This window comes from Agrobacterium sp. NPDC090273 (genome assembly GCF_044772305.1).
Taxonomy (GTDB): Bacteria; Pseudomonadota; Alphaproteobacteria; order Rhizobiales; family Rhizobiaceae; genus Agrobacterium.
The window spans coordinates 152,253-171,150 of the sequence record NZ_JBIVYN010000005.1 but is presented as its reverse complement, the minus strand read 5'-3'; the positions used below and the strand labels follow the sequence as shown (position 1 = coordinate 171,150).

15 protein-coding genes and 1 pseudogene are annotated in these 18,898 nt (G+C 57.1%); 13 read left to right on the top strand and 3 right to left on the bottom strand.

The genetic code is table 11. From position 1 onward, the window contains the following. Positions 1-8 precede the first annotated feature (8 nt). Genes lptB through lptC form a run of 3 tightly spaced genes read right to left on the bottom strand, consistent with a single transcriptional unit; the run spans position 9 to position 2,061 of the window. Positions 9-794 (bottom strand): LPS export ABC transporter ATP-binding protein, encoded by a 786-nt coding sequence (gene lptB / locus ACIQT8_RS15130; protein ID WP_178340741.1) that lies wholly within the window; start codon positions 792-794, stop codon positions 9-11. Positions 795-827: 33 nt separating this feature from the next. After that, positions 828-1,382 (bottom strand): LptA/OstA family protein, encoded by a 555-nt coding sequence (locus ACIQT8_RS15125; protein ID WP_138794369.1) that lies wholly within the window; start codon positions 1,380-1,382, stop codon positions 828-830. Between the two features lie 13 nt (positions 1,383-1,395). Then, positions 1,396-2,061: an LPS export ABC transporter periplasmic protein LptC gene (lptC, locus tag ACIQT8_RS15120; RefSeq protein WP_138794370.1), complete on the bottom strand. Its 666-nt coding sequence runs from the start codon at positions 2,059-2,061 to the stop codon at positions 1,396-1,398. 249 nt (positions 2,062-2,310) lie between these two features. Here lptC and sppA point away from each other — a divergent pair, with 249 nt between their 5' ends. The 13 genes and pseudogenes from sppA (at position 2,311) to trpS (ending at position 18,809) form a co-directional block, all read left to right on the top strand. Further along, the gene (sppA, locus tag ACIQT8_RS15115; RefSeq protein WP_400966652.1) at positions 2,311-3,264 is read left to right on the top strand and encodes a signal peptide peptidase SppA; all 954 of its coding nucleotides are present in this window, start codon (positions 2,311-2,313) and stop codon (positions 3,262-3,264) included. 14 nt (positions 3,265-3,278) lie between these two features. Next, positions 3,279-3,593, top strand: a pseudogene (locus ACIQT8_RS15110) (integration host factor subunit beta); the annotation flags it as partial. Between the two features lie 56 nt (positions 3,594-3,649). Continuing rightward, the gene (locus tag ACIQT8_RS15105) at positions 3,650-3,982 is read left to right on the top strand and encodes a LapA family protein (RefSeq protein ID WP_262526221.1); all 333 of its coding nucleotides are present in this window, start codon (positions 3,650-3,652) and stop codon (positions 3,980-3,982) included. Between the two features lie 93 nt (positions 3,983-4,075). Further along, positions 4,076-5,209: a class I SAM-dependent methyltransferase gene (locus ACIQT8_RS15100; protein ID WP_400966649.1), complete on the top strand. Its 1,134-nt coding sequence runs from the start codon at positions 4,076-4,078 to the stop codon at positions 5,207-5,209. Beyond that, on the top strand, positions 5,206-6,066 hold the full coding sequence (locus ACIQT8_RS15095) for an RNA methyltransferase (protein WP_138794374.1): 861 nt from the start codon (positions 5,206-5,208) through the stop codon (positions 6,064-6,066). Before ACIQT8_RS15100 ends, ACIQT8_RS15095 begins: the two co-directional genes overlap by 4 nt. Next, complete coding sequence (lspA, locus tag ACIQT8_RS15090) at positions 6,066-6,554, top strand: signal peptidase II (RefSeq protein ID WP_138794375.1); 489 nt, start codon at positions 6,066-6,068, stop codon at positions 6,552-6,554. Before ACIQT8_RS15095 ends, lspA begins: the two co-directional genes overlap by 1 nt. Positions 6,555-6,609: 55 nt before the next feature. Further along, positions 6,610-8,874: a hybrid sensor histidine kinase/response regulator gene (locus tag ACIQT8_RS15085; protein WP_400966645.1), complete on the top strand. Its 2,265-nt coding sequence runs from the start codon at positions 6,610-6,612 to the stop codon at positions 8,872-8,874. Positions 8,875-9,002: 128 nt separating this feature from the next. Then, positions 9,003-9,887 carry a GNAT family N-acetyltransferase gene (locus ACIQT8_RS15080; protein ID WP_138794377.1) on the top strand — a complete coding sequence of 295 codons (885 nt, stop codon included), beginning with the start codon at positions 9,003-9,005 and terminating at the stop codon, positions 9,885-9,887. Positions 9,888-10,004: 117 nt separating this feature from the next. Then, complete coding sequence (gene mutS, locus ACIQT8_RS15075) at positions 10,005-12,719, top strand: DNA mismatch repair protein MutS (RefSeq protein WP_400966642.1); 2,715 nt, start codon at positions 10,005-10,007, stop codon at positions 12,717-12,719. 94 nt (positions 12,720-12,813) lie between these two features. Continuing rightward, positions 12,814-15,642, top strand: a complete 2,829-nt coding sequence (locus ACIQT8_RS15070) for a [protein-PII] uridylyltransferase (protein ID WP_138794378.1) — start codon at positions 12,814-12,816, stop codon at positions 15,640-15,642. Between the two features lie 4 nt (positions 15,643-15,646). Further along, positions 15,647-17,236 carry a murein biosynthesis integral membrane protein MurJ gene (murJ, locus tag ACIQT8_RS15065; protein ID WP_400966638.1) on the top strand — a complete coding sequence of 530 codons (1,590 nt, stop codon included), beginning with the start codon at positions 15,647-15,649 and terminating at the stop codon, positions 17,234-17,236. Then, the gene (locus ACIQT8_RS15060) at positions 17,236-17,640 is read left to right on the top strand and encodes a VOC family protein (RefSeq protein ID WP_262524026.1); all 405 of its coding nucleotides are present in this window, start codon (positions 17,236-17,238) and stop codon (positions 17,638-17,640) included. Before murJ ends, ACIQT8_RS15060 begins: the two co-directional genes overlap by 1 nt. A 104-nt stretch (positions 17,641-17,744) precedes the next feature. Then, positions 17,745-18,809: a tryptophan--tRNA ligase gene (gene trpS, locus ACIQT8_RS15055; protein ID WP_400966635.1), complete on the top strand. Its 1,065-nt coding sequence runs from the start codon at positions 17,745-17,747 to the stop codon at positions 18,807-18,809. The last annotated feature ends 89 nt before the right edge of the window (positions 18,810-18,898 follow it).

Below are 18,898 nucleotides of genomic sequence, written 5' to 3'. Positions count from 1 at the left end.
TCCAGCCGTCAAAGGCTAAAATTATTGCCGAGATAGAGACGGCGTACATCGGGATTATTGACGATGTCATCCGCACGGCCATGAGTCAGCACTTCGCCCGCATGAATAATGTAGGCACGGTCGATCAGGCCAAGCGTTTCTCTCACGTTATGGTCTGTAATCAGAACGCCGATCCCACGGGCAGTCAAGTGCCTGACAAGATTCTGAATATCGCTGACGGAGATTGGATCAACGCCGGCGAAAGGCTCATCGAGCAGCATGAAGGTTGGGTCGGTCGCAAGCGCGCGGGCAATTTCAAGACGACGGCGCTCACCGCCCGAAAGGGCAACGGCCGGAGACTTGCGCAACTGCGCGATGTGAAACTCTTCCAGCAACTCATCGAGCTTGTGGTTGCGTTTCTTGGCGTCCGGTTCATGCACCTCAAGAACGGCCTTGATGTTGTCTTCGACCGTCAGTCCGCGGAAAATTGATGCTTCCTGCGGCAGGTACCCTACACCGAGGCGGGAACGACGATACATCGGCATGGAGGTGACGTCGTTGCCGTTAATGGCGATCTTGCCCGTATCAACAGGCACGAGACCGGTAATCATATAAAAGCAGGTCGTCTTGCCGGCGCCGTTCGGGCCTAGCAAGCCCACGGCTTCGCCGCGGCGTACAACCAGCGAAACACCATTGACGACGCGTCGCGTATTATAGGTTTTCGTGAGGCCGTGCGCGATCAGCGTGCCTTCGTAGCGTGCCTTGTCAGCACCAGACGCCGCTTCATCGGAGCGGCCCGGCGTGCCGCCGAACATATTTGAGAACGATGGTATCTTCACGAGGAAAGACTACTGTTTCTTTTGCGACTTGGGGTCGAGCATGATTCGAACCGGGCCACCACAGCTTTCAAGCTTGGCCTGTCCCGTGTTCATCAGCACCGTCAGCTTGCAGCCGGTGAAGACATTGGTGCCTTCAGACAGAACGACCTGTTTGCCGGTCAAGATGAATGTCTGTGCCGCCATGTCGAACTCGCCGTGATCGGCGGTTGCTTTCTGGGTTCCGGATGTCAGGAAGACGTTGTTGTCGACGAAGATCTTTTCGATATTCGCGTCACCGCTCGTCAGCGACGAACCTTCACCCTTGTAGTTCACGGTCATCTTGCCGGACTGAAGGGTGGTCGTTCCCTGAACCACTTTCACATTGCCGGTGAAATAGGCCTTGCGCTCCTGATCCCGGATCTCGAGCTGGTCGCTTTCAATGGCGATCGGCTGGTCACCGGAAAGTTTGACGCCCTGCATGTTGCTGGTCGTGTTCTGCGCCAGCGCGGTGGAGGCGAAACAGACAGCGGCGATCGCAAGATAGGCCGACTTGCCGAGAAAAACGGGACGGGAAATGTGCATCATCTGGACCGGGCTCTCACTTGCCTTCATTCTTGATATTGGATGCAGCGATACGTGCGCGTACCTGCCCCGAAAAAGTGATTGTTTTGCCATTATCGGCGATATGAATCGATTGCGCAACAATGGAGCCGTCCTTTGTCTTAATGGAAACGGGCTCTTCGCTGCTCATTTTTCCGGCCTTCAGATCGACATCCGCAGACTGGAACTTTGCTTGTATGCCATTGCTGAGATTGATGTCAAAAGGTGCAGTCATCTTCAGCGAGTTTGTCGAACGGTCGAAAATGCCTTCCTGTGCGATAACCTGTGCAATGCTGTCATTGACCGGCACTGCGGCAAGAACCTTTTCAAGCGTCATGAGATTGGGGTTTGCGATGTCCTGAAGCGCGCGATCGGCATTCATGGAGTAGTCGATGCCCTGCTCGTTGCGGCCTGCAACAGCAGGTTTCTCCATCACGATCTTGCCGTCTTCAATGCGAGCGCTCTCGAGCGAGACTTCGTCCGGGACCCAGGTTCTGACAAGCGAGACGCCAATGAATGCGAGCGAAACCACAATCGCGCTGACCGGTAGAATGATCTTCAGACGCTTGACCAGCACGGAATGTTTGAGCGCACGTTCGTAAGCCGCGGCCTGACCGTTCGGCAATGAAAATGCGGGCGCTGGTTCGCGAAGTCTTTCAAGCATGTGAGTGGGTCCGGTCACTTCGTGCGCGCCATTCATGGTCCGCAGCGGAAGTTTTTTGTTCATCCTGATGTGTTTGGCACGTGTGCCTTGCCCTGCCAATATGGTTTTTGTCTGGAAAGGTGCAAGAGATGCGCTAATTTTATGATTATTCGGTTTACGCATTGCTTCCTTGCAGCTTCACGCTAGAACCACCACATTGCGCGTTGCATGCGGCATCGCTTGCTCAGGACCGCCGAGGCAGAGGTTTTCATGGATCAGATGGCGATAGCGGATCGCAGGCAGTTGCGCCGAAAGCTTACATTCTGGCGGGTTGCTGCCGTTTTCCTGTTGATTGCAGGCCTCTTTGGACTTTACCGGGTTTTCTGGACAGCGCCGCAACAAAGCGAGCGCCCGCATATCGCCCGTGTCGAAATTTCCGGACTTATCCAGGACAATACCGAGCTTCTTGAGCGCCTCGCCAAAATCGAGAAAAGTGACAATGTGAAGGGGCTGATCGTTTCGATCTCGTCTCCGGGCGGCACGACCTATGGCGGTGAACGCATCTTCAAGGCACTTCGTGCTGTGGCTGAAAAGAAGCCGGTGGTTTCCGATATCCGTACTCTTGCTGCCTCGGCAGGATACATGATTGCTGCGGCTGGCGACACGATCGTTGCAGGCGAAACCTCGATCACCGGCTCGATCGGCGTGATCTTTCAGTATCCGCAGCTCGGGCCGTTGATGGAAAAGCTCGGCGTCTCACTGCAGGAAATCAAGTCATCTCCGCTAAAAGCCGAACCGTCGCCGTTCCATGACGCGCCCGAAGAGGCGAAGACCATGATAAGGGCCATGGTGACGGACAGCTACGACTGGTTTGTCAACCTTGTGGCGGATCGTCGCAAGCTTCCGAAAGAGACCGTTCTGGCACTGGCGGATGGATCGATCTACACGGGCAGGCAGGCGCTGGCCAACAAGCTGGTGGATGCTCTGGGTGGTGAAAAGGAAATCCGCGACTATTTCCAGACACGCGATGTGGCAAAGGATTTGCCGATCGTCGAATGGCGCGCGCCGTCATCGAAATCGCCACTTTCGCTCTTCAGCATTGCCGGGATCGCAAGAATACTCGGATATGAGGATTTTCTACCGCTTGCAGGGGCTGGGCAGATCGGCGCGGAAAAGTTGTTTCTTGACGGTCTCGTTTCGGTTTGGCAGGTTGAGCAAAATTAAAAACCCAATTTTTTCAGGGGGCAACCGTGATAAAGTCTGAACTGGTGCAGATCGTTGCTGCGCGTAACCCGCACCTTTATCACCGCGACGTCGAAAATATCGTCAACGCGGTGCTGGATGAAATCACGGATGCGCTGGCTGCAGGAAATCGTGTCGAGCTTCGCGGTTTCGGCGCATTTTCCGTGAAGAACCGACCTTCTCGCTCAGGCCGGAACCCACGTACGGGTGAATCGGTTTTTGTCGAAGAAAAGTGGGTGCCGTTTTTCAAGACCGGCAAGGAATTGCGCGAGCGCCTCAACCCCGGCATGGGTGATGAAGAGGACGATTGATCCTCTCGGCCTTCAAGGTCGGACCCTGGCCTGCCCGCCAAGATGGAGTATTGCGGATGTCGAAAAAACTCATCAACCTCATCATCCTGGTGCCGCTGGCAATTGTGCTGATTATTCTGTGCGTCGCCAATCGACAGTCGGCTACGCTTGCGCTCAATCCGTTCAGACCTGAAGACAGCGTTCTTTCTTTTACTGCGCCGTTTTTCGTGTTCCTGTTCCTCGCGGTCATTTTCGGCGTTTTGCTGGGCTCGGCGGCGACATGGTTTTCGCAAGGGAAACATCGTAAGCGCGCCCGTGCCGAAGCAAAAGAGGCGGTGCGCTGGCATGATGAGGCAAACCGCCAGAAGGCCGCCGCAGCCGCGCAGGTTTCGCAACTCCCGGCAAAGTGATATCGCAGACATTCGTGCGGTCTCTATGCGAGCGCCGCATGGAGTGGTATTTGCTGCCTGATAACGAGTTGGGCAGAAGCGGAAAGATTTCCATTGAAGAAAAAAGACAGCCGGCCGGGCAGTAAGGTTCGTGCCGGGAGCGAAAAAAAACAGGCTTATTCTGCAAAGTCGCCAAGACGCCCGGAAACCGCGCCGAAAAAGCGTGAGCCCGACGCCGTAAGGAGCGCGCCAAAAGCTGTTGCCAAAGAAAAAGTTGCTGCGCCCCTTCCCGTAGAGCAGGTCCCGACCCGCGCGCTGAAGACCCGGATCGGCGATCTGCCGGCGGAACAGGTTCCGATCATTCTGGAATCGAGCGGTGCAGGCGATTTCCATCTAATTGACAGCGGTAACGGGCTGAAGCTCGAACAATATGGCGATTACCGGATCGTTCGCCCGGAAGCGCAGGCCCTATGGCGGCCGACGCTGCCAGAGCGCGTCTGGCAGAATGTCGACGCGGTGTTCACCGGCGATACCGATGAAGACGGGATGGGCCGCTGGCGTTTTCCCAAGGCGGCGCTTGGCGAAACCTGGCCATTGTCGCTTCTCGGTGTTGATTTCCTTGGCCGTTTCACGGCGTTTCGTCATGTCGGTGTCTTCCCAGAGCAGATCGTGCACTGGGAATGGCTGAAAAACACGATCGAGACCGCTGATCGGCCGCTGAAGGTGCTCAATCTGTTTGGATACACTGGCGTTGCATCGCTGGTCGCGGCGGCTGCAGGTGCGGAAGTCACCCATGTCGATGCCTCCAAGAAAGCAATTGGCTGGGCAAAGGAAAATCAGGCCCTGGCGCGACTGGAAGAGGCGCCGATCCGCTGGATCTGTGAAGATGCCATGAAGTTCATTCTGCGCGAGGAACGACGCGGCAATACCTACGACATTATTCTGACCGACCCGCCGAAGTTCGGCCGTGGCACGCATGGCGAGGTCTGGGAGCTTTTCGACCACCTGCCGCTGATGCTGGACGTGTGTCGGGACATTCTGTCGCCAAAGGCAGTCGGGCTTGTGCTGACCGCTTACTCCATTCGGGCCAGCTTCTATTCCATGCATGAATTGATGCGCGAAACGATGCGCGGTGCCGGTGGCGTGGTGGCCTCAGGCGAGCTTGTCATTCGCGAGGCCGGCCTTGATGGCAAGACGCCGGGCCGGGCTCTTTCCACTTCACTTTTCAGCCGCTGGGTGCCGAAATGACAAACGATATGCGCGAAAGCGGCGCGCGCCGCGTTGGGCAGGTCAAGGAAGTAACCAGCCTTGCCAACCCGATCGTCAAGGACATCAAGGCTCTTACCCAGAAGAAGGGGCGTGAAGAGACCGGCACCTTCATGGCGGAGGGGCTGAAACTGGTCATCGACGCCGTCGAACTGGGCTGGACGATTAAAACGCTGGTTTATGCCAAGGCTGCCAAGGGCAAGCCGCTGGTGGAACAGGTTGCGGCAAAGACCGTGGCTTCCGGTGGCCTCGTGCTGGAAGTCAGCGAAAAGGTTATCTCGTCCATCACCCGACGCGACAATCCGCAGATGGTTGTTGGTATTTTCGAGCAGAAATGGAAGCCTCTCAGGGACATTCGCCCGCTTAAGGGTGAAACCTACATTGCGCTCGACCGGGTGCGCGATCCTGGTAATCTTGGCACCATCATTCGTACCGCTGATGCCGCAGGTGCATCCGGCGTCATTCTGGTTGGCGATTGCACCGATCCGTTTTCACTGGAGACGGTCCGAGCCACCATGGGGTCTGTTTTTGCAATCCCGGTCGCACGAGCTAGCGTCGAGGAATTTCTGGCCTGGAAAAAAACGGCTGACGTCAGTGTCGTTGCGACCCATCTTGCCGGTTCGGTCGACTATCGGACCATCGATTACGCAAAAAAACCGGTCGTGCTGTTGATGGGCAACGAACAATCCGGTCTGCCGCCGGAACTCGCCAGCAAGGCGGATCAGCTTGCGCGTATTCCCCAGCAGGGGCGCGCCGATAGCCTGAATTTGGCCATAGCGAGTGCTGTCATGCTTTTTGAGGCACGTCGCCATCTCCTAGAGCTTGCGCCGGTGAAATGATGCAGAACACAGCCGTCTTTTCGAAAACCGTTCCCGCTGTCGCTTTGATCGTCGCCGCGCTGGTGCTGGATCAAGTCGTCAAGCTGCTGGTAGAAGCCTACCTGCCATTGCAGGAGATGGTGCCGGTGATGCCATTTCTGGCACTATACCGCACCTACAATCTCGGTGTTGCCTTCTCGATGCTGGCGGATATGGAGGGCTGGTTCATCGTTGGCATGCGCCTCGTCATCGTCTGTTTCGTCATCTGGATGTGGCGCAAGACGGAGCCGAACCGAACCTTCGCACATCTTGGTTTTGCTCTGATCATCGCCGGCGCGGCAGGAAACATTTTCGACCGTTTTCTATATGGGCACGTGATCGATTACATCTTGTTCCACACGCAAACCTGGTCTTTTGCCGTTTTCAATCTTGCTGACAGTTTCATAACGATCGGTGCGGGCTGCGTTATTCTGGACGAGTTTTTGCACGCGAGAGCGGCCAAAAAGTAAAATTTTAGAGTTTCGTCGAAAGATATCAAAACCGTTGCTGTGCTAGCGGTTTTGTATGAGCGAACTTGCGAAACTCCGGGAAAAGATTGCGGACGATTTTGATGCTGCGGTTGCTTCAAAAAAGCAATCGTCGTTGGCTGAAGACGTTTCACCGCATTTGGGTCGCCAGAAACACTCTTCGCAGCTCGCCCGCCTTGCCGATTTTCCAACATCTGTTGTCTTCCTGGCGGCTGTCGCGCTGGGATTACTGTTCGCGCTGGCCCTGCCGTTTGCTGCGACAGTTCTGGTCGCTCTTTCAGCGGCAGTTGCTGCGGTCGCATTTTTTGTAAATCATCGTTTCTTCGCTTCGAAGGCATTGGATGCAATATCCATGCATGAAGAGGAGGGCATCTCCGCACGACGTATGGAGAACCGCTCTATCGTTGCAGACATTCATGAGGTGATGGGCGATATTGTCGTGATCCGCGACATGGATCGCCGCATTGTTGAGGCCAATGCGATTTTCCGCGACATGACCGGCTGCGTTGCTCCAGAAGGGCGGACATGTGAAGAAATCGGCATTGCATTTCGGCCTGGGGACCGGGCGCATGCCTATGACGTTGAAATTGCGACGCCTTTCGGGCAGCGTATTTTCGTATGGCAGGATGCCGTCACGCGGGATATTGGCAGCAGCCGACTTCTCATCAGCAGCATTGCACGAGATGTGACCGAGGAAAGGTTCGCAGTCGCGACACGCGAAGATGCGCGGGCCCGAGCGGAAAAGGCCGATGCCGACAAGGCGAGGCTGCTTGCCACTGTCAGCCACGAAATCCGTCTTCCCTTGTCGGGCATTCTGGGCATGAATCACCTTCTTTCGCAGACAAGGCTGAACCAGGAGCAACGCAACTACCTTGATGGCATGAGACAGTCGGGCCAGTCTCTTGTTCAGCTTGTCGAAGATTTGCTTGATTACTCGACGATGGAGGCGGGCCGCTTCACGCTCAATCCACGGGCTGAAAATCTGCGGCAGTTGATCGAGAGTGTCGTGGAAATGCTGGCGCATCGCGCCCATGAAAAAGGCATCGAGATAGCGTCTTCGATCTCCGTCGATGTGCCGGATTATCTCGATTTCGATCCGGCGCGATTGCGCCAGGTTCTGTTCAACCTGATTGGAAACGCGGTAAAATTCACGAAAGAGGGTGGCGTTGTCGTGCGCGCTGATTTCGTGGATGGGTATTTGCGCATCGCCGTTGAGGATAGCGGCCCCGGCATGACCAGAGCGGAGCAGGCACGTATTTTCGGCGAGTTCGAGCAGGCCGGACCTCTGACACAACGCAGCGCCGGAACAGGTCTCGGATTGGCGATTTCTGCTCGTATCATGCGTGAATTTGGCGGCAAACTGGTGGTGTCTAGCCGTAAGGGCAAGGGTAGCGTCTTTACCCTGTCATTTCGTCCGGGCTCGGTGGGGACAGGCAAACGAACCACCGATCGCAGGCGCTGCCTCGATCACACCAATGTCCTGATTCTCGCGCCGTCTGGCGTCGCATCCGGCACGATGGCGAGCGCGATCTCGGCATTTGGTGGCAGGTGCAAACATGTTTACAGGCCCGACGATCTCACGGCATTGCTTGAAAGCCCCGCTAACTCTCTCGCCGATATCACTGACGTCATCGTTGACCAGCGGATCGCGGATGATTTCAAGGAAGTCTTGCGAAACGCGGCCGTGCTCAACGAAAAAACCGTTCGTCGCACCTTGCTGGTTAGTCCCGAGGAGCGTCCGTCGCAAATGCATGGCGATTTCGACGCCTGGCTCATTCGGCCGCTGCGCGAAAAGTCGCTGATTGATGTGCTGTGTGGGCGCCTGCGCGGAATTGAGCGGCGCGATGCCATCAACGACAATCATCCCGATGTCGGCCTGTCGCCACGCATGACAAGTGGTTCATTCGGTATCGATGTCCTCGTCGCCGAAGACGATGCCGTTAATGCGCGCATCATTGAAGCAGTGCTTCGCAAAAGCGGCTTTTCGCCCCGACTTGTTTCGGATTTCGACGCCTTGAGGTTGGCGATCGCACCGGGAGCGGAAACCTTGCCGGATGTCGTCATCTCTGACCTTAACATGCCTGGTGGTGATGGTCTGGAAGTGTTGCTGGCGCTTTTCCAGTCCCGCAAGGGCGAAAGGCAAATTCCGGTGATCGTCCTCACCGGAGAGACAGACCGCAGCACCGCTGACCGGCTGCTGGAGGCAGGGGCTGGAGCGGTGCTGACAAAGCCGGTCGATCCGAAACGGCTGATCGAGGAAATCCGTCGCCTGCTCGAAGGAAAACGTCTGTTTCTGTCCTAGGTCAAATCGACGATTGCATCGTCGCCACGGTCGTGGACGGTAATTTATTACGGTGGCATATTGTCACTGTTCTGTCGTCAATTGGTGATTTATGACAATAAAATCCTTTGGCGGTGGAGCGATTCCCCATGGTTGCGGAAATCCTGAATCACGACGTTTGTGAAAACGATGGTGCCGTCAAACCCATCTCGGGTTTGAAGCCAAACAATGAGGGTGTTCTCGGCCGGATTGGTACGCTGGAGACGAGGCTTGCCCGAACCGACCGCGAAATCGATGCTGCCCAGTCCGTCCGTTTTCGGGTTTTCGTTGAAGAGATGAAAGCACGGCTTCCCGCCGATGCCATGCGACGCAAACGCGATATCGATGCCTGGGATAGTGTGTGCGACCACCTGCTTGTTCTCGACAATGCAATCGAGGGTGACACAGAAGATCAGATTGTTGGTACGTATCGCCTGCTGCGGCAGGATACGGCGGTCGCAAACAATGGATTTTATTCGGCCAGTGAGTTCGATATCGCCGGCCTGATCGCGCGTCATCCGGGAAAACGTTTCATGGAACTTGGCCGTTCCTGCGTCCTTCCGGAATATCGTACCAAGCGAACGGTTGAACTGCTTTGGCAGGGAAACTGGGCCTATGCCGTGAAGCACCGTATGGACGCGATGATCGGTTGCGCTTCGTTCCCCGGTGTTCAGCCTGAAAGCCATGCGCTTGCTCTTTCCTTCCTGCATCACAATTGCATTGCGAAAGGTGAGTGGGCTGCAGAGGCTCTCCCTGAGCTTTATCGTGAAATGGATCTGATGCCGGCCGAGGCTGTCAACGCTCGCAAGGCGCTGAATTCCATGCCACCCCTTATCAAAGGTTACATGCGCCTCGGTGCGATGTTCGGTTCGGGTGCCGTTGTGGATCACGCATTCAATACCACGGATGTGCTGGTCGTCTTGCCGGTGTCATCGATTGCCGGCCGGTACATCACCTATTATGGCGGCGGTGAAGCGCAGCGCTTTAACGGCTGAGTGGCTAAATCCTCAAGCTTCCTGTGGGCAGGCTGTTTGTGCGTGTTGTCCTTGCGTGATGGGGTCGCTAGTCTCTGCGCTCCTTTCCCGTAACACGAAACCGATACGATCAGGCCATTGACGGACGTTCATTCCACTGCCTCGCTGATTTCAGAGGAGAGCCGCGCTTCGGCCACTCCGATGATGGAGCAATTTATCGAGATCAAGTCGAACAATCCCGGTTCGCTGCTGTTTTACCGCATGGGCGATTTTTACGAATTGTTCTTTGAAGACGCGGTGGAAGCATCCCGTGCCCTCGGCATCACGCTGACGAAGCGCGGTCAGCATATGGGGCAGGACATCCCCATGTGCGGTGTGCCCGTTCATGCTGCGGATGATTACCTGCAAAAGCTGATCCTGCGCGGTTATCGCGTTGCCGTATGCGAGCAGGTGGAAGACCCCGCTGAAGCCAAGAAACGTGGATCGAAATCCGTTGTCCGTCGTGACGTGGTGCGGCTGGTCACGCCCGGTACGCTGACCGAAGAAAAGTTGCTGTCACCAACGGAATCCAACTACCTCATGGCACTTGCCCGTATTCGTGGCAGTGCCGAAGCGCAGTTCGCCTTGGCGTGGATCGACATTTCCACTGGCGTATTCCGCCTGGCGGAAACAACGCTGACCCGGCTTCTGGCTGATATCTGGCGGATTGATCCGCGAGAACTCATTGTCGCCGATAGTCTGTTCCATGACGAGGAACTGAAGCCGGTTTTCGACGTGCTCGGCCGGGTCGCGGTGCCGCAACCCGCCATTCTTTTCGATAGCGCCACCGCCGAAGGGCGTATTGCACGCTATTTCAATGTTTCCACGCTCGACGGCTTTGGAACATTTTCGCGTGTGGAAATGGCTGCTGCCGCAGCGGCCGTTGCCTATGTCGAGAAAACCCAGATTGCCGAACGTCCAGCACTTGGCAGCCCTGAACGCGAAAGTTCCGCCAGCACGCTTTTCATCGATCCGGCAACCCGCGCCAATCTGGAGTTGGTGAAAACCCTGTCCGGTGACCGCGATGGCTCGTTGCTGCACGCCATCAATCGAACGGTGACCGGCGGCGGTGCCCGTCTTCTGGCCGAACGTTTGATGTCGCCTCTGACTGATCCGGAGAGGATCAATACGCGCCTCGATGCGGTTGCCTATCTCATTGATGATGTGTCCTTGTGCGAAAAACTGCGGGATGCCCTGAAGCAGGTCGCGGACATGCCGCGTGCGCTGTCGCGTCTTGCGCTGGAGCGTGGTGGTCCTCGTGACCTCGGTGCGATCCGTCAAGGGCTTTCGGCCGCCGCCCACGTTGCGTCAATTCTCGACCAGGGGCTCCTGCCGGATGAGCTGGCGGCTGCGCTTGCCGATCTCAAGGCGCTGCCTGGCGATCTGGAGGCCATGCTTGCAGCGACACTCGCAGACGACATGCCTCTTCTCAAACGCGATGGCGGCTTCGTGCGGGAGGGCTCCAATCCCGATCTCGATGAGGTGCGTGCGCTGCGTGACCAGTCACGGCGTGTCGTTGCCGGATTGCAGCTAAAATATGCCGACGAAACCGGCATCAAGTCACTGAAGATCAAGCACAACAATGTTCTGGGCTATTTCATCGAAGTCACGGCTGGCAACGCCGATGTCATGACCTCGACGGACGAGGCGAAAGCCCGTTTCATTCACCGCCAGACGATGGCGGGCGCCATGCGCTTTACGACGACGGAGCTTGCCGACCTCGAAAGCCGTATTGCCAACGCTGCTGCGCAGGCGCTGACAATGGAGCTGGATGCGTTCGAGCAGATGGTGAAAGCCGTCGTACAGAAGGCTGAGCCGATCAAGGCGGGTGCTTTGGCGCTGGCGGTGATCGATGTTGCCGGGAGCCTGGCCCATCTTGCTGCCGAACAGGCCTATTGCCGGCCAATCGTCGACGCATCCATGACCTTTTCCATCAAGGGCGGGCGCCATCCCGTTGTCGAACAGGCGTTGCGGCGCCAGTCGGCTGGCCCGTTCATCGCCAATGACTGCGACCTCTCCGCTGTCAATGGTGGCAAGAACGGTGCGATCTGGTTGCTCACCGGCCCGAACATGGGCGGTAAATCGACGTTCTTGCGTCAGAACGCGCTGATTGCCATTCTGGCGCAGATCGGTGCCTTCGTCCCGGCGGAAGCAGCCCATATCGGTGTCGTGGACCGCTTGTTCTCCCGCGTTGGCGCTTCGGACGATCTTGCGCGCGGACGCTCGACCTTCATGGTTGAGATGGTGGAGACGGCCGCCATTCTCAATCAGGCGACGGATCGATCTCTCGTCATTCTGGATGAGATTGGCCGTGGTACGGCAACCTTCGATGGCTTGTCGATTGCCTGGGCAGCGGTAGAACATCTGCACGAAGCCAATCGCTGCCGCGGACTTTTTGCCACCCACTTCCATGAACTGACAGTCCTTTCCGAAAAACTCGGCCGCCTTTCCAATGCCACGATGCGGGTCAAGGAGTGGGAGGGTGATGTCATTTTCCTGCATGAGGTCGGGCCGGGCGCTGCCGATCGTTCTTACGGCATTCAGGTGGCCAAGCTTGCTGGACTGCCTGCCTCGGTTGTGGAGCGTGCCCGCGAGGTGTTGACGAAGCTGGAGGATGCCGATCGCAAGAACCCGGCAAGCCAACTCATTGACGATCTGCCCCTGTTTCAGGTTGCCGTCCGTCGCGACGATAGCCGCAAGAGTGGGCCATCCAAGGTTGAGGACAGCCTGAAGGCGATGAACCCGGACGAAATGACGCCGCGAGAGGCACTGGACGCGCTCTATGCGCTGAAGAAAGAACTTGGCAAGGCTTGATGCGTAGATTGCCTGTCCATTGCCTTCGAAACTCGATATAGGACAGTGCCGACCGAAGGGGTGGGCTGCCCGCAAGACATGGATACCGGCATAGATGGCCATCAGCGACCTCGATTTTTCTGCAATTCTCGATGTTCCGGCACTCAAGCAGGAATGCGACCTGGTCTTTAAGGGGGAAGGCAAGCGCATTTCTGACGTCCGGTCCGAATTGCTGCCGATCTTCCGCAAGGCCAGCACAGAAGGCCGTCAAAAAGCACGGGATCTGTTGAATGCCGATGGCAGCGGCATCGACTGCGCGAGACGGATCTCCTGGCTTCAGGATCGTCTTATCGAAGTGCTCTACGATCTCACATGCCAATATGTCTATCCGCAGGACGCCCCGCAGATTGCAGTGACTGCTGTCGGCGGTTACGGTCGCGGCACGCTGGCACCGGGATCGGACATCGACCTCCTGTTCCTGATGCCGGCTAAAAACACGCCCGACATGCACAAGGCAGTGGAGTTTGTTCTCTATCTTCTGTGGGATCTCGGCTTCAAGGTTGGTCATGCGACCCGCACCGTCGATGAAAGCATTCGTCTTTCCAAGTCCGACATGACGATCCGGACAGCGATCCTGGAAGTTCGCGCTATCTGCGGCAAGAAGGCTTTGACGGACGATCTTGAAAAACGTTTCGAGTCAGAAGTCGTGACGGGAACCGGACCGGAATTTATCGCCGCGAAACTTGCCGAGCGCGATCAGCGCCACCGCAAGGCTGGCGATACGCGGTATCTGGTCGAGCCCAATGTCAAGGAAGGCAAGGGCGGCCTGCGCGACCTGCATACGCTGTTCTGGATTGCCAAATATTATTACCACGTCCGCGATGCTGCCGATCTCGTCAAGCTCGGTGTTCTGTCGAAGCGTGAACTGAAGCTTTTCGACAAGGCCGACGACTTCCTCTGGGCTGTGCGTTGCCAGATGCATTTCATCACCGGCAAGGCGGAAGAGCGTCTGTCGTTCGACATCCAGCGAGAGATTGCCGATGCGCTGGGTTACCAGCCCCGTCCTGGCCTCTCGGCTGTCGAGCGCTTCATGAAGCACTATTTCCTTGTCGCCAAGGATGTCGGCGATCTCACGCGCATCGTCTGCGCGGCCCTGGAAGACAAGCAGGCGAAGGACGTTCCGGGCCTGACTGGTGTTCTGAGCCGCTTCGCACGCCGTCTTCGCAAGATTCCCGGTTCCGTCGAGTTTGTGGAAGACAGGGGGCGGATTGCGCTGGCCAAGCCTGAGGTCTTCAAGAACGACCCGGTGAACCTGATCCGGCTGTTCCATATCGCCGACATCAACAATCTCGAACTGCACCCCGATGCCTTGCGCGTCGTCACCCGATCACTGTCGCTCATAAACAACGATCTGCGTGAAAACGACGAGGCCAACAGGCTGTTTCTGTCGATCCTTACCTCACGTCGTGATCCGGCCCTGACGCTGCGGCGGATGAATGAAGCCGGAGTTCTCGGCAGATTCATTCCCGAATTCGGCAAGATCGTCGCGATGATGCAGTTCAACATGTATCATCACTATACCGTCGACGAGCATCTGATCCGCTCCGTCGGCATTCTCTCTGAAGTTGATAAGGGTGTTGCGGTTGATGCTCATCCACTCGCCAATCAGCTCATGCCGAGCATTGAGGATCGCGAAGCGCTCTACGTTGCGGTCTTGCTGCACGACGTCGCAAAGGGGCGGCAGGAAGATCACTCGATTGCTGGCGCACGTGTTGCCCGCAAGCTTTGCCAACGCTTCCGGCTGACCGGCAAGCAGACGGAAACGGTGGTTTGGCTGATCGAACAACACCTGTTGATGTCCATGGTCGCGCAAACCCGCGATCTGCACGATCGCAAGACCATCACCGATTTCGCTGACAAGGTTCAGTCGATGGAGCGGCTGAAAATGCTGCTCATCCTCACGGTGTGCGACATTCGCGCCGTTGGACCCGGCGTATGGAATGGCTGGAAAGGGCAGTTGCTCCGTTCGCTCTATTACGAGACGGAACTGCTGCTTTCAGGCGGTTTCTCGGAAGTCTCCCGCAAGGAGCGGGCCAAGATTGCCCGTCAGGCTCTTGACGACGCGCTCGATGACTGGGGGCAGAAGGCACGGCGAAAGTATACCAAGCTTCACTACGAACCTTATCTGCTGACAGTGGCGCTGGAGGATCAGGTCAGGCATACCCGCTTCATTCGAGAGGCCGACAAGCAGGAAAAAGCGCTGTCGACCATGGTCAGGACCCATTCGTTCCACGCCATTACCGAAATCACCGTCTTGGCACCGGACCATCCGCGTCTTCTGTCAATTATAACGGGCGCCTGTGCCGCTGCTGGCGCAAACATTGCCGACGCGCAGATCTTCACGACATCTGACGGCAGGGCCTTGGACACGATCCTCATCAACCGGGAATTCCCGATCGACGAGGACGAGATGCGCCGTGGCAACAACGTGGGCAAGCTCATTGAGGAGGTGCTCTCCGGCAAGCAGCGCCTGCCGGAAATGATAGCGACCAGAACCAAGAGCCGGCGCAAGAAAAGCGCCTTTACGATTCCGCCATCGGTCATCATCTCCAACGGCCTTTCCAACAAGTTCACCGTCATCGAGGTGGAATGCCTTGACCGTCCGGGTCTGCTCGCCGACATGACGGCGGTGCTGGCTGATCTTTCGCTTGATATCCACTCTGCTCGCATCACTACCTTCGGTGAAAAGGTCATCGACACCTTCTACGTCACAGACCTGTTCGGTCAGAAGGTGACCAACGATAACCGTCAGGCGAATATTTCCGTTCGGCTGAAAGCTGTCATGAGCGAGCAGGAAGACGAGTTGCGAGACCGTATGCCGAACGGCATCATTGCGCACCCCGACGTGGCCGCATTGCCGGCTGCAACGACGGCAAAGGCCTGATGTCATGAGCCTCATTGGCAAGTTCGCCACGGTGGGAATGGCAACGCTAGGCAGCCGTGTTTTCGGCTTCATGCGTGAAATGCTGATGGCGGCCGCTGTCGGCACGGGTCCGGTTGCGGATGCATTCAATGCCGCGTTCCGCTTTCCCAACACCTTCAGGCGGCTGTTTGCCGAAGGGGCCTTCAATTCGGCATTCGTGCCGCTTTTCGCCAAGGAAATCGAGGCGAACGGGATGGAAGGCGCGAGGCGCTTTTCCGAAGAGGTTTTCGGTGTTCTGTTCACCGTACTCCTTGCGCTGACGATCCTGATGGAATTGTCGATGCCGTTCATTGTTCGGACGGTGATTGCTCCGGGCTTCGTCGATGATCCGGTAAAGTTCGAAAACACCATTCATCTCGCGACGATCATGTTCCCCTATCTCGCCTGCATGTCGCTGGCGGCAATGATGGGCGGCATGTTGAATTCGCTGCACCGATATTTTGCCGCTGCGATCGCCCCGGTTTTTCTGAATATTATTCTGATCGGCGTTCTGGCTCTGGCCTGGTGGAATAACTACGACCCGCTGCAGGTAGGGTATGCGTTGTCCTGGGGGGTCATGGCAGCCGGTCTCGTGCAGCTTGCCATCGTCTGGGGTGCGGTGCGCAATGCGGGTATGAAGATCGGGTTTCGCCGTCCCAGGATGACGAAGAACGTCCGGCGGCTGCTTGTCCTTGCTCTTCCGGCTGCGATCACTGGCGGCATCACGCAGATCAATCTGCTCATCAACACCAACATCGCCTCCGGTGGTGAAGGTGTAATTTCCTCTCTGGCCTATGCCGATCGCATCTATCAATTGCCACTTGGCGTCGTCGGCATTGCCGTTGCCACGGTGCTTTTGCCGGAGCTGGCGCGCGCTCTGCGGGGCGGGCATATGGTGGAAGCTGGCAGTCTGCAGAACCGCTCTGTCGAGTTCGTCCTGTTCCTGACGCTGCCGGCTGCAGCCGCACTTCTCGTCATGGCTGAGCCCATCGTGCGCTTTTTGTATGAACGTGGAAACTTTGCGCCATCGGCGACTGTAACGGTGTCGCAAATTCTCGGTATCTACGGCCTCGGTCTTCCGGCGTTCGTGCTGATAAAGGCTTTCATTCCGGGTTTCTTTGCCCGTGAGGATACGCGTACGCCGATGATCTTTGCGGCGATCTCCGTTGTTGTGAATGTCTCTATGGCGCTTACTCTGTTTCCGCGTCTGGGCGGATCAGGCATTGCGATCGCCGAAATTACAGCCGGCTGGATAAACGCTGCATTGCTGTTTGCAACCTTGATGTGGCGCGGCCATTGGCAGATCGATATTCCGCTGCTGACCCGCATTCCACGACTGCTGTTCTCGGCTGCCGTCATGGCTGTTCTCATTCACTACGCTCTGGCGTATCTGACCTTCGAACTGTCTTCTGCATCACCCATCCTGGTGCGGGCTGGAACCATCATGGCACTCGTGTTTGCTGCAATGCTGGTCTATTTCGGTCTGGCTTTCCTTTCCGGCGGGGCGGATATCGGCATGGTTAAAAGGGCGATCAAGAAACGCGGGAAAAAGACCACACAGACGGAGAGCAACTGATGTCCTTTGCCGAAAATCGCCGCGTCGCCATCGTCACCCTTCTGGTGGACGAGTACGATCGTGCCAAAGCGTTTTATTGTGGCGTTCTCGGCTTTGAGTGTCAGGCGGACCAACCGCTTGGTGATGGCAAGCGTTGGCTGGTGGTCAAGCCGAAGGGACAGGAAGGCTGCGGCCTTCTGTTGGCTGAAGCGGATGGCGAGGCGCAACGACAGGTCATCGGTGGCCAGACGGGAGGGCGCGTCGGCTTCTTTCTGCATACCGATGATTTCGCCCGCGACCATGCGGCTTTGCTGGCGCGCGGTGTGCGCTTTCTGGAAGAGCCCCGCCACGAAGTCTATGGCTCTGTCGCCGTGTTTGAAGATCTCTATGGAAACCGCTGGGATCTTCTTGAACCGCGTGGTTGATATCCCCTGAAACCCCTTGATTGCCAGTGCTTGCGGGTGCATAAGCCCGCCTTGCAATTCCAATCACGGGGCGGGGCCCTCCACAAGCCTTTTCGAGGACGACAATGAACGCATTCAAGCCGCTGGTTTTCTCGGGCGTCCAGCCGACCGGCAATCTGCATCTCGGCAATTATCTCGGTGCGATCCGCAAGTTCGTGGCATTGCAGGAGGATAACGACTGTATCTACTGCGTCGTGGACATGCACGCGATCACCGCGCAGCTCGTCCATTCCGACCTGAAGGCGCAGACGCGCTCCATCGCCGCAGCCTTCATCGCCTCCGGTATCGACCCGGTGAAGCATATCGTTTTCAATCAGTCCGCCGTCCCGCAGCATGCGGAACTGGCCTGGGTGTTCAACTGTGTAGCGCGCATCGGCTGGATGGAGCGCATGACCCAGTTCAAGGACAAGTCCGGCAAGAATGCCGAACAGGTCTCGCTGGGTCTGCTTGCCTATCCGAGCCTGATGGCCGCCGACATTCTCGTCTATCGCGCCACCCATGTGCCTGTCGGTGACGACCAGAAGCAGCATCTCGAGCTTGCCCGTGATATCGCCCAGAAGTTCAACATCGATTTCAGCGATCACATCCGCAAGGCCGGTCTCGGTGTCGACATCACTGTCGGCGATGAGCCTATACACGCGTATTTCCCGATGGTGGAGCCGCTGATCGGTGGTCCGGCGCCGCGCGTGATGTCATTGAAGGATGGCACCAAGAAGATGTCTAAGTCGGACCCGTCCGACCTGTCTCGCATCAACCTGATGGACGATGTGGATGCCATCTCGAAAAAGATCAAAAAGGCAAAGACCGACCCGGACGCGCTGCCGAGCGAAGTTGAGGGCTTGAAGGGTCGTCCCGAGGCGGAAAACCTTGTCGGCATCTATGCAGCGCTCTCCGACAAGACCAAGGCGGATGTGTTGCAGGACTTCGGCGGTCAGCAGTTCTCGGCTTTCAAGCCTGCCTTGATCGAGCTCGCCGTGAACGTTCTGGCACCTGTCAACAACGAGATGCGCCGTCTGCTCGACGATCCGAGCCACATCGATGCCATCCTCAAGCAGGGCGGCGAGCGTGCTGGCGCCATCGCCGAAAAGACGATGAACGAAGTGCGCGATATCATCGGCTTCCTGCGGTAACGAATTGCCGTCCGGCATTCATTGCCGGGCGGTTTGCGCCCGCCGTGATTTGATATAATCTCCGCCCGAACCGTCGGGCGGCTTTTCGT

Bases quoted from the DNA above. Each gene is read 5' to 3' on its own strand.
- lptB (WP_178340741.1), bottom strand. From the start codon at position 794: ATGTTCGGCGGCACGCCGGGCCGCTCCGATGAAGCGGCGTCTGGTGCT.
- ACIQT8_RS15125 (WP_138794369.1), bottom strand. From the start codon at position 1,382: ATGATGCACATTTCCCGTCCCGTTTTTCTCGGCAAGTCGGCCTATCTT.
- lptC (WP_138794370.1), bottom strand. From the start codon at position 2,061: ATGCTTGAAAGACTTCGCGAACCAGCGCCCGCATTTTCATTGCCGAAC.
- sppA (WP_400966652.1), top strand. From the start codon at position 2,311: ATGGATCAGATGGCGATAGCGGATCGCAGGCAGTTGCGCCGAAAGCTT.
- ACIQT8_RS15105 (WP_262526221.1), top strand. From the start codon at position 3,650: ATGTCGAAAAAACTCATCAACCTCATCATCCTGGTGCCGCTGGCAATT.
- ACIQT8_RS15095 (WP_138794374.1), top strand. From the start codon at position 5,206: ATGACAAACGATATGCGCGAAAGCGGCGCGCGCCGCGTTGGGCAGGTC.
- lspA (WP_138794375.1), top strand. From the start codon at position 6,066: ATGCAGAACACAGCCGTCTTTTCGAAAACCGTTCCCGCTGTCGCTTTG.
- ACIQT8_RS15085 (WP_400966645.1), top strand. From the start codon at position 6,610: ATGAGCGAACTTGCGAAACTCCGGGAAAAGATTGCGGACGATTTTGAT.
- ACIQT8_RS15080 (WP_138794377.1), top strand. From the start codon at position 9,003: ATGGTTGCGGAAATCCTGAATCACGACGTTTGTGAAAACGATGGTGCC.
- ACIQT8_RS15070 (WP_138794378.1), top strand. From the start codon at position 12,814: ATGGCCATCAGCGACCTCGATTTTTCTGCAATTCTCGATGTTCCGGCA.
- murJ (WP_400966638.1), top strand. From the start codon at position 15,647: ATGAGCCTCATTGGCAAGTTCGCCACGGTGGGAATGGCAACGCTAGGC.
- ACIQT8_RS15060 (WP_262524026.1), top strand. From the start codon at position 17,236: ATGTCCTTTGCCGAAAATCGCCGCGTCGCCATCGTCACCCTTCTGGTG.
- trpS (WP_400966635.1), top strand. From the start codon at position 17,745: ATGAACGCATTCAAGCCGCTGGTTTTCTCGGGCGTCCAGCCGACCGGC.